Source organism: Nodularia sp. UHCC 0506, from assembly GCF_034931045.1.
Taxonomy (GTDB): domain Bacteria; phylum Cyanobacteriota; class Cyanobacteriia; order Cyanobacteriales; family Nostocaceae; genus Nodularia.
The window spans coordinates 2870-12706 of record NZ_JAYGHH010000078.1 but is presented as its reverse complement, the minus strand read 5'-3'; the positions used below and the strand labels follow the sequence as shown (position 1 = coordinate 12706).

Sequence of the window (9837 nt, the reverse complement as noted above, 5' to 3'; positions counted from 1 at the left end):
GAATTTGGGGCGTGGGATTACATTTCTAAAAATATGCGGGGTAATGTGTTTGATGCTCTACATGATTCAATTCAAGAGGCTATTGCCTATTTTAATCGTTGGGGTAATGTCCAAAATGAACAGTGGATAACTGAGAATCTGAAAATTTTAGAACAAGACTATTGGGGGAAATACATTGCTGTCATTAACAAGACTGTAATTGAAACAGCAGATAATGAAGATAGCCTGAACGCATTGCTTGAGCAACGGAAGTTGAGACGCTTTTTAACTACGATCAAAAAAATCGGAGATTTACAACCCATTTCCCAACTAGTTAAATTACCGGAAAGTTCAACACTAGAGTACAAAAGCACCTTGCAATGGGATGTTAAACAAAATTGTAAGAATGATATATTGAAATTTAATGTCCTCAAAACTATCGCTGCATTTCTTAATGCTGAAGGGGGAACGCTAATTATTGGAGTAGAAGATAATGGTAATATTTTTGGTTTAGAGAAAGACTTGGCTTTACTTTCTAAAGCTTCTGTTGATCAATTTGAGCAGACAATTGTGAATCTGATTTGCGATCGCATCGGTGCAGGCTTTATGTCACAGGTAAAAATTCGATTTGAGACGATTGACAGTAACACAGTCTGTGCTATTGATGTCAAGAAATCAGACACAATCGCTTTACTCAAAGGTAATAATAAATATGAACTTTATATTCGAGCGGGGAATACCTCTAAATCTCTTGATATTCCAGAAACAGTAGAATTCTGCCTAAAGTGGGTTAGTCCACCAGGCGATTGAAACTGGGAGAAGCATTATTTAGAGGTAATGACTAATGACTAATGACTTGTTTCCCAGCTAGTCCAGCCACAGCTGCAACTAATTGAGAAGGTTCGGCGGGCTTAGTGACGTGCATCTGAAAGCCGGCTGATATTGCTTGTTGCTGATTATGTTCTCCAGCATAGGCCGTAAGTGCGATCGCTGGTGTCTTTCCTCCTTGTTCTGATGGCCAGGTTCGGATTTGACGCATCAACATATAGCCATCCATTTCTGGCATTCCAATATCGCTTAATAAGACATCTGCCTTGGATTCTGGCAGAGTTTGCAGTGCTTCCATCGCCGAGGACACTGATATAACTTCTGCGCCTTCTTCTTCCAGGACAAAGCAAATAAAGTCTCGTGAATCCAAGTCATCATCTACAACTAAAATCTTAATTCCCTGAAGATTGCCCAAGTTAGAGTCCATTTCTCCGTCACTATGGCTGGATGTTGTGATTGATTGCACGTAAATGTCGCCCCTTATCCTTCTCTTCCTCTGTGGAGTTCTACTAATTGTCGCACAATTGCTAGTCCCAGTTCCAACTCCCCAAGTTTTCTGGTGGTGGCGGTATCTGCTTGCTGGAAGTGATCAAATACATGAGATAAAAAATTAGGTTCAAGGCCTTGTTAGCAAGTCCTGCGCCCAATTTGACAAATTGTACAGATAAAAATATTCGTTTTTTTAATCTAACCAGCAAGCTAAATAAATCCTCCTTATGATAGGTATTGTGCCATAATTTTTTCTAATTTTGAAATGTTTATTAGTCATAATCAATAGGGTGTCCAAGAATAGTTTATCTATACAAGAGATGAGCTATTAACTTTTGATCCTGATTTTTTTAGATTATCAATTTTTGATGACTTATGGGATTCATTTTTTGTTCGATAAACTAGTGAATGAGTGACTTTTTGGTTCATGAAGAATTTTTTTCGCATTTATTACTGCATCAAAATTCACTTTATGGGGTTTTAAGGTGTACTCTCGATATACAGTAACTATCACCCATAGACTGATAAATTTTGAATAATTCCTGGTTCAAAGCTCAGAAAACTCATCTTTGTGAATATTGACATTTGAGGTAAATACCATGAAAAATTATGCTGATACACAGGAATTAATATTAAGCCAAATTAAAGATAAATTGTGTCAACGTAGGGATTTCAGTGAATGTGATTTAAGCGGAATTGACTTAATGGGAGTGGATTTAAGCGGAGTTAGTTTGATCAGAGCAGACTTACATGGGGCTAATTTGTCTGGTGCCAATCTGACTAACACTAAGCTCTGTGGAGCAAATTTAATCCAAGCTAATTTGCGTCAAGCTAATTTGTCTCAGGCTGATTTGTCGTCAGCAAATTTATATGAGGCTGATTTAAGCTATGCCAATTTGTGTGGTTCTTTATTGCGACGAACACTATGCAGCCATACTAACCTGTGGGGAGCTTCTTTGTGTAACACAGATTTAACTGAAGCAGACCTCAGCGAAGCTATATTAATTGAAGCATCTTTGATTGAAGCTAACTTGTTGAGAGCAAATCTTGCAGGAGCAAAGCTATGTGGAGCGACATTGGTTGAAGCGAATTTAACTAAGGTCAACTTCACTAATGCAGACCTGACATCAACCAACTTGACTAGGGCTAACTTGAGTGAGGCTAATCTTTGGGAAACAAGAATCAGTTATGCTAAGTTGCGGCATACTATCATGCCTGATGGAACAATTCGCGCCCCTGAGATAGTTATTAGTCATTAGTGATTAGCCATGTCGTGATCTACTAGATTAAAACTCACGTCGGGAGAAAATAAAATTAGCGATCGCTAACAGCATGACGCTATAAAATAAGCCATAACCTACACTGGTAATCAGTACGGTCGCATCAGGTAAAGCTCGTAAGCCATAAACAGCATCATTTTTTAAATTTAATCGAGATAAATCTGGCAAGATGAGGTACAAACCTTGAGTGATGCGTTCAATGACGGGGTTGTTACTAAGACGACCCAAATTGACTAAATCTGGAGTAATATTCCCCATCAAGTACACGGCAAATGTTAACGTCACTGCTAATAAAGAACTGGTAAAGACACCAAAGGTAATCGCCACAGCAGTGATTAATGACAACTGCAAAATTAAAAAAATTGCTGCAATTAAAATGCTGAGAACTGAATAGGGAATATTACCAATCTGCAAAAATACTAAATAAATTGCTGTCATCGCAGCGACAAGAGCAGCCAGCACAGCCGATAAACCCAAGAATTTGCCAGAAATAATTTCGCTGCGGCTGATAGGTTTGGCAATTAATACTAAAAGCGTCCGTTTGTCAATTTCTTTATTAATCAGTCCCGTACCCAGAAAAATTGCCACAGTTAAATTCACCATACTCATTGTTCCCAGACCAAAGTCTAAAAACATTTTATTTTCAGTCGTGGCTGCAAATTCAGGTAATACGCGCCAGGCTATGGCAAGTATGAGCGCATAAAACCCGATAATATACAGAATGCGATCGCGTACCATTTCCTGAAACACATTTTTGGCAATTACAAAAACTCGACCGAAATTCATGGTTTTCTAGTTAAATGTCAATGATCAATTAAATTATTCCCCAATTCCTCACATTTACCATCAGCGCTGTGGTGGTAGTTCACCCGCAATAAATTTACTCAAGCGATCGCATTCAATTTCTGCCACTGTATTCCTTTGTTCTACTTCATTGAGAGGAACTCTAGAAGATCCCTCTGCCACTGCTATGGGTTCAATTCGACAAGATTTTTGCAGATAATATCCTTTGGGATTAGAACTTGGACCATTCCAAATACTGAGTAAATCTAATTTATATCCAGATTTGATATTAGTAACACGCGATTCAACACCCCATAATTTTCTTTCTTCATATTGTCCTAGTTTCTCTTCTATGATTTGATCACCCAATTTTTGTACTTCCTGCGTTGCGTCTATCAACCACCTTTCGACTTGTGACCAAGGTGTTTTATTTAATGTTTGTTCTACTTGTATTTGGAGTGCATCAAGAATGGCTACACCATTTTCTGGGATTTTTTGTAGTTCTGCTGGTGTTTCAGTTTCGATTTCTGGATCTACTATTCTGACCACAAAGGTACTACGCTCAAAATTATCTGTGAGTAAGCTGGGATATTGTGTTAACCAATTATCCATGAGAAAATAAAACTGAATCCAGCAACTGATTAACATACAACTAGCTACTAAAACTATGATTTTTTCCCGAACTTCTGGTTTAGGAAGTTTAGCGGTAGTCTTAGTATCAGTACCTTCAATAAAATCTGGGATCGCTGTAATTATTGCAGAAATTGTTGGCCAAAGTATAATTGTTCTGGGTGTAATTACGTCTTCTTGATTACCAAATGCAAAAACACTCACTAAAAATCCAGTTATTACAGCTCCCACTGGCATAAAAGTTCCAGGAACCCTTAAAGGATCATCAGTTGTATACCAGGCTGTACCAGCAATTAAAAATAACCAACCTGAAAACGCAATTAAATCTTTGACATAACCCACAGCCAACAATGAAAGTGTCCAAGAAAAAACACTCAAATAAATAAATGTCTGCCAGGAATAAGCTTTGGGTGGAATTAATAATTTTCTAATTCCTTCAAAAATTCCGACAAAGAATTGCAAAAATACGAAAACATCTTTAAATAATGTTTGCATCCTTCACACCCTTAATTTTTTCTGTAATGATCTCAGGTTTTTTACTTGCGAATCAACAAAATAACTATACTAATGGCACTGTAACTCAGCGAATTTGCTATTAATATCGTGGTAACTAAATTGGTACTTTGTAATCTAACAATACTGTTGCGCCTCCATTTTAATCGATTATTTTCTGGTGTTTTTTCATAAATTTTCAGGACATCTTCTTTTAATGAAATCACAAAAATTCTGAGAAAAATAAATTTCATGAAAAATGTGATAAAGAAAATTATAAAAGCAGTAAATATCATCAAAGATTGTGTGGTTGGTGATATAAAATTATGGAAAAATACGTAACTGATTAATTCCGCTTTTAAACCTATAGGTAATATTGGTTCTAAAATAAAAAATATAATCCAACCAACAGTGCTGGAAAAAAGATTGATAGATATGGCATAAAAAATACTAGTTTTTTTGTCAAATTTGAGCCTCTGGTTCAAAACGTATGCTTCTATGGGAATAGCCAGCAGTAAAAACAACAATTCCAGCAAAATTGCACCGACAGGCAGGATTCTAGGAATATTTACATCTCCAAGTCCAAGCATAAAGTGTCAATAGTAAGGGTGAACGCTAGGGAAATCATTGAGAAATCCGGGTCTGATTGGTCAATTATCTCATTGTTATCGTGAGTAATCATCTAAGTGTGCCATATCTTTCTCCCCTGCTCCCTGCCCCCTTGCTTCTTTTTCAAGGTAAAATTAGGGATTGCCACGTTATAGCTTTTCAAGAAATGACAAGGAACGGCATCGGTATTCGCACGGCGCAAGTGCGTCCTGAACGGCTCACAGGTCAAATTCACGTTTACGATGGCGTGGGTAAAGGTAAGTCTCAAGCAGCTTTAGGGGTAGTTTTACGCTCAATTGGCTTGGGAATAAATACACCGGGCGATTCTGGCCGCGTCTTACTGTTGCGGTTTTTAAAGGGGCCAGAACGTGATTATGATGAGGATGGCGCGATCGCAGCTTTACAGCGTGGTTTTCCCCATTTAATTGATCAGGTTCGCACTGGGAGAGCCGAATTTTTTGGACAAGAGGAAATCACCCCCTTTGACCGAGAAGAAGCAGCACGGGGTTGGGATGTGGCTAAAGGTGCGATCGCCTCTGGTTTATATTCAGTTGTGGTTTTAGATGAAATTAACCCGGTTTTAGACTTGGGTTTGCTACCAGTAGATGAGGTGGTACGGACATTAAAATCCAAACCCCACGAATTAGAAATCATCGCCACCGGACGCGCCGCACCGCAAAGTTTGCTTGATATTGCTGATTTGCATTCGGAAATGAAACCCCAAGACCACCCCACAGCCAAAGAACTGTTTATTGAGGGGATTGAAATTTACACTGGTGCGGGGAAAGGTAAATCTACGAGTGCTTTAGGCAAAGCATTAAAAGCCATTGGGAGGGGAATTAATCATCCAGGTTCTACCCGTGTGTTAATTATGCAGTGGTTGAAAGGTGGTAGTGGCTACACAGAAGACGCAGCGATCGCGGCCTTACAGCAATCATATCCAGAGGTGGTAGATCATCAACGTTGTGGTCGAGATGCCATTGTTTGGCGCAATTCTCGCCAAGAATTGGACTATGTAGAAGCCGAAAGAGGTTGGGAAATTGCCAAAACTGCGATCGCTTCTGGATTGTATAAAACCATCATTCTCGATGAACTCAACCCCACAGTAGACCTAGAACTACTTCCTGTAGAACCCATAGTCCAAGCCTTACTCCGCAAACCTCGTGATACGGAAGTGATTATCACTGGTCGCTGTCAACATCAACCAGCTTACTTCGATTTAGCCAGCGTTCACTCTGAGGTATACTGTCACAAACATTATGCTAACCAGGGTGTAGAACTCAAACGTGGTGTAGATTTTTAACTGTTCACTGATTTAATTACTCACTATGGAAGACAGCAATTTACTGGACTTAATTACAGGAGGATTGGCGATCGCTATTCTTATAGGCGGTATGTTAATGATGTTTACTACTGTATTTTCCACCAAATTTAATACCAAGAAAGGTAAAAAATAGGTCATTGGTCATTGAGAAGTTACCATCTTCTCCCCCCGCACCCTGCACCCAGTCCCCAATTCTAAAGAACTTGAATCAATTGGTGTTGTTGCACAGTACCAATAACTTGGTAAGGTGTGGTTAATTCCGCCGCTTGGGTTGCAGAAATCCACGCATAGCTAGAAGTTGGTAATTCGGTGATTGAATTTACTGGCTGTCCATGAACGGGAGTGTAAAAATTCAGTAATACCGCAGTTTTCCCATCTACTTGTAAAAAATAGACGGGATGATTTTGCAGAACTGAGGCGATCGCAGGTTGTTGCAGAAAAACTCTCACATCCGGGTTATAGTCACTAAATAAGCCTAAACCACCAGCTACAGCCAAAGCCAACCAACAAGGAATTAACCAACCCGCCAGCCAATAATTAGCTGTGAGAAACTTTTGATGAAAGTGGTAACGACCAATCCACACCAGAGGCAAAATTAGCCAACCTAACCCCATAATTAAGCCCAGGATGGCGTATTTGCGAATCTCAATGTCATCCACCCCAATTAAAATAACTATCCCCGCTAACACCAATAAAATTCCCAAGCCACCAAAAATATAACTGAGATTACGAGGAAGTTTTTTGATTTCTCCATCTCCCCATTTTCCTAACCAACTTAAACCCACAGCCGCCAGCAACGCTATAAAGGGGTAAAGACAAAGGCTATAGTGAGACAAACGAGTTGAGAAAACACTCAGTTCAGCAAACAGCGTCACAGGGAAACCAACTAATATCAATTGATAGCGAGGAATGGGACGACGAATCAGCAAAACTAAGCCGAGAAAACTGAAAAAGAACCAAGGAAAGGCTTTTAGTGGCACATTCCACAAATAGAATATTATGCCATTTCCACCACGCTCATTAGAGCCTAACTGAAAAACAAATCTGAATAATTCTTCATAACTATCATTGCCATAGCGCATCCAGTTTAGCCATAGCCAACCCAATGTAGGAATGAAACCAACTACAAAACCTAAATATAAATAAGGGTTGCTAAGATGGTGATGACGGCGATGTTCTCCAATTAAATAAGGCAATAAAGCTACAATTGGCAGAAAAATCATAAAGCTTCTGACTAAGAAACCCAAACCCAAGCTGAAGCCAGCGATAAAAGTCAAAACATACTTATATTTAGGATGTCGTTCTGCTTGGAGCAAAGACAAAATAGCTAATAATACTAAAAATATCATGGGGACATCTGGTGTACCTAAGCGGCAATATTGTAGCCAGAGAAATTGCACACTTAAAATTAATCCGGTTAGCCAAGCTAATTTTTGATTGAGCAGAATTTTGCCAATTTCATATATTAGTAATATGCTCAAAATACCAATAATCATGCTCGGTAATCTGACACTAGCTTCGCTGATCCCAAATAACTGATAGGAAATGGCAATTATCCAATAAGGACCAGGGGTTTTATGATGCACTGTACCCCAAGGGGCTATCCAATCACCAGATTCAAACATCACACGCGATCGCCTAGCGTACAGCCCTTCATCATGGGCCATCAGGCTATTATCCCCAGAACTGAATAGCAATAAGGGGAGTATCCAAAGCAGTAAACTGAGATAAGGAAATAAACGAATTCTATAAAACATTGAATTAAGCATAAACCTTGATGATGCTCAAACCCGATCAACGTCAAAAATTAGACGATACAGATGATCAGTTATTTTACGACTATCCCCGCTTCGTCACCCATGTTGATGAAGGATTTATTCAACAGCTAAGGGATTTATACCGCGATCGCCTCCAACCCAATACCCGTATACTGGACATGATGAGTAGTTGGGTGTCCCATCTGCCAGCAGAGATAGAATTTGCCCATATTGAGGGACACGGACTCAACGCCGAAGAATTAGCCCGAAATCGTCGTTTAAATCATTATTTTGTCCAAAATCTTAATGATCATCCTCAATTACCTCTACCAGATCAAAGTTTTGATGCTGTTTTGAATTGCGTTTCTGTACAATATGTGCAGTATCCAGAAGCCATATTTGCCGAAATTCATCGTATCCTCAAACCAGGTGGTGTAGCAATTATCAGCTTTTCTAACCGGATGTTTTTCCAAAAGGCGATTCAAGCTTGGCGAGACGCTTCAGAAGCCACTAGAGTGGAATTGGTTAAACACTACTTCACCTCAGTCCCTGGATTTACAGTTCCAGAGGTAATTGTCAATAAAACCACAGTCCCAAATTTTTTACAGTGGTTAGGTGCTGGCGGAGGAGACCCATTTTATGCTGTAATAGCACACCGCATTTCTCAAAGTTGAAATATCAGGAACACTCAAAGATGAATTTATCTCGCGTGTCTAAAATTTTCACTGCTTTGTTACTGTCAGTTTTGCTACTGACTACTAGCGCCTGTACCCCCCAAGAACCCGGTCGTTTTGACCAAGTACAGCAGGAAAGCACCCAACAAAAAAGAGGTCAAGCAGTTGTCGAAACCGCTACTCAAGGTGGGGAATTTAACAAATTCTTTCCTACTGCTGATGATGACTACGAGAGAGTGTTTACCCAAGAAAAAAAAGGTTTCGCCGAAGCTAAATTAAAAAAAGATGGTCAAGATTTAGCTAAGTTAGCTATTTTTGATACCAGCAGCACACCAGAAACCGCAGCCAACTATTCTAATAGCACCACAACAATTGCAGGTTATCCGGCGCGAGAAATTGGCAATACTCAAACAGCAGTGCTAGTAAATAATCGTTACCAAGTAAAAGTATTATCCAGTGATCCGTCATTTACTGCCAGCGATCGCGCCCAATGGATTGAAAAATTTAATCTTGATGGTCTAGCAACATTGAAATAAGTTTCAATACCTCAAATTCCAACCATAAATCAGGAGAGACTTGTGAATAAACCGATTTTTGAATTAGTTGATGAACTTCCAACTAATGGCTTGACCATTTCCATGTTGCAATCCCTAGATTTTGTGGCTCCTGGTAAATGGGAAAATACTGTAGGCTTTGTCAACACCATTAAAAAAGTCACTGGTGAAACTGATGAAGATTTAATTCAGCAAATTGGTGAAAGAGCAATTTATCTTTATAATGACCGCTCCCAAGGATACCAACGAGCGATGTGGCTTTATCAAACTGTAGACAAGACAGATAAAGCTCTAGGTGCAGCAGCTTTAGCTAACAAAGTCGGTGAAGCAATTCCTCTGCTGGGTTTTTTAAACAAAGTGACTCCCAAGGCTGACAAAGCTCAAACCATTGATTTGTCTCTGAAATTAGTAGCTGAATTAGTGGCTTTCTGCCAAATT

General features: G+C 39.3%; 11 protein-coding genes and 2 pseudogenes. 7 read left to right on the top strand and 6 right to left on the bottom strand.

What is annotated here, in order from left to right; translation table 11 throughout:
* A partial coding sequence (locus VB654_RS24345; protein WP_323216414.1) for an ATP-binding protein occupies window positions 1–789 on the top strand: 789 nt, incomplete at its 5' end.
* A 31-nt stretch (window positions 790–820) separates the two neighbouring features.
* Here VB654_RS24345 and VB654_RS24340 read toward each other — a convergent pair.
* Together VB654_RS24340 and VB654_RS24335 are read right to left on the bottom strand one after the other, a co-directional pair.
* The gene (locus tag VB654_RS24340; RefSeq protein ID WP_323216413.1) at window positions 821–1273 is read right to left on the bottom strand and encodes a response regulator; all 453 of its coding nucleotides are present in this window, start codon (window positions 1271–1273) and stop codon (window positions 821–823) included.
* A gap of 14 nt (window positions 1274–1287) precedes the next feature.
* A pseudogene (locus VB654_RS24335) lies at window positions 1288–1371 on the bottom strand (hypothetical protein); the annotation flags it as partial.
* A gap of 524 nt (window positions 1372–1895) precedes the next feature.
* On the opposite strand from VB654_RS24335, the gene VB654_RS24330 reads away from it, so the two are divergent.
* Window positions 1896–2555 carry a pentapeptide repeat-containing protein gene (locus VB654_RS24330; protein WP_323216412.1) on the top strand — a complete coding sequence of 220 codons (660 nt, stop codon included), beginning with the start codon at window positions 1896–1898 and terminating at the stop codon, window positions 2553–2555.
* 27 nt (window positions 2556–2582) lie between these two features.
* Here the strand turns inward: VB654_RS24330 and VB654_RS24325 are convergent, their stop codons facing one another.
* From VB654_RS24325 to fraC, 3 genes are read right to left on the bottom strand one after another with little or no spacing between them, the layout of a single operon-like run.
* On the bottom strand, window positions 2583–3362 hold the full coding sequence (locus tag VB654_RS24325) for an ABC transporter permease (RefSeq protein WP_323216411.1): 780 nt from the start codon (window positions 3360–3362) through the stop codon (window positions 2583–2585).
* Window positions 3363–3422: 60 nt separating this feature from the next.
* Complete coding sequence (fraD, locus tag VB654_RS24320) at window positions 3423–4484, bottom strand: septal junction protein FraD (protein ID WP_323216410.1); 1062 nt, start codon at window positions 4482–4484, stop codon at window positions 3423–3425.
* Between the two features lie 41 nt (window positions 4485–4525).
* Complete coding sequence (gene fraC, locus VB654_RS24315; protein ID WP_323216409.1) at window positions 4526–5071, bottom strand: filament integrity protein FraC; 546 nt, start codon at window positions 5069–5071, stop codon at window positions 4526–4528.
* Between the two features lie 185 nt (window positions 5072–5256).
* On the opposite strand from fraC, the gene VB654_RS24310 reads away from it, so the two are divergent.
* Together VB654_RS24310 and VB654_RS24305 are read left to right on the top strand one after the other, a co-directional pair.
* A complete protein-coding gene (locus VB654_RS24310; protein ID WP_323216408.1) occupies window positions 5257–6393 on the top strand; it encodes a cob(I)yrinic acid a,c-diamide adenosyltransferase in 1137 nt (378 codons plus the stop codon).
* Between the two features lie 25 nt (window positions 6394–6418).
* Window positions 6419–6547, top strand: coding sequence for a hypothetical protein (locus VB654_RS24305; protein WP_323216407.1), 129 nt, complete (start codon window positions 6419–6421; stop codon window positions 6545–6547).
* 61 nt (window positions 6548–6608) lie between these two features.
* Here VB654_RS24305 and VB654_RS24300 read toward each other — a convergent pair whose 3' ends face one another.
* Window positions 6609–8183, bottom strand: coding sequence for a glycosyltransferase family 39 protein (locus VB654_RS24300; RefSeq protein WP_323216406.1), 1575 nt, complete (start codon window positions 8181–8183; stop codon window positions 6609–6611).
* Between the two features lie 8 nt (window positions 8184–8191).
* On the opposite strand from VB654_RS24300, the gene VB654_RS24295 reads away from it, so the two are divergent.
* The 3 genes and pseudogenes from VB654_RS24295 to VB654_RS24285 all read left to right on the top strand — a co-directional run.
* Window positions 8192–8845, top strand: a complete 654-nt coding sequence (locus VB654_RS24295) for a class I SAM-dependent methyltransferase (RefSeq protein ID WP_323216405.1) — start codon at window positions 8192–8194, stop codon at window positions 8843–8845.
* 20 nt (window positions 8846–8865) lie between these two features.
* On the top strand, window positions 8866–9381 hold the full coding sequence (locus VB654_RS24290) for a hypothetical protein (protein WP_323216404.1): 516 nt from the start codon (window positions 8866–8868) through the stop codon (window positions 9379–9381).
* 42 nt (window positions 9382–9423) lie between these two features.
* Window positions 9424–9837: pseudogene (locus VB654_RS24285) on the top strand (hypothetical protein); the annotation flags it as partial.

What these genes read in the sequence shown, in the direction of transcription:
- VB654_RS24325 (WP_323216411.1), bottom strand. Translation starts at nt 3,362, where the DNA reads ATGAATTTCGGTCGAGTTTTTGTAATTGCCAAAAATGTGTTTCAGGAA.
- fraC (WP_323216409.1), bottom strand. Translation starts at nt 5,071, where the DNA reads ATGCTTGGACTTGGAGATGTAAATATTCCTAGAATCCTGCCTGTCGGT.
- VB654_RS24330 (WP_323216412.1), top strand. Translation starts at nt 1,896, where the DNA reads ATGAAAAATTATGCTGATACACAGGAATTAATATTAAGCCAAATTAAA.
- VB654_RS24310 (WP_323216408.1), top strand. Translation starts at nt 5,257, where the DNA reads ATGACAAGGAACGGCATCGGTATTCGCACGGCGCAAGTGCGTCCTGAA.
- VB654_RS24300 (WP_323216406.1), bottom strand. Translation starts at nt 8,183, where the DNA reads ATGCTTAATTCAATGTTTTATAGAATTCGTTTATTTCCTTATCTCAGT.
- VB654_RS24295 (WP_323216405.1), top strand. Translation starts at nt 8,192, where the DNA reads ATGATGCTCAAACCCGATCAACGTCAAAAATTAGACGATACAGATGAT.
- fraD (WP_323216410.1), bottom strand. Translation starts at nt 4,484, where the DNA reads ATGCAAACATTATTTAAAGATGTTTTCGTATTTTTGCAATTCTTTGTC.
- VB654_RS24290 (WP_323216404.1), top strand. Translation starts at nt 8,866, where the DNA reads ATGAATTTATCTCGCGTGTCTAAAATTTTCACTGCTTTGTTACTGTCA.
- VB654_RS24305 (WP_323216407.1), top strand. Translation starts at nt 6,419, where the DNA reads ATGGAAGACAGCAATTTACTGGACTTAATTACAGGAGGATTGGCGATC.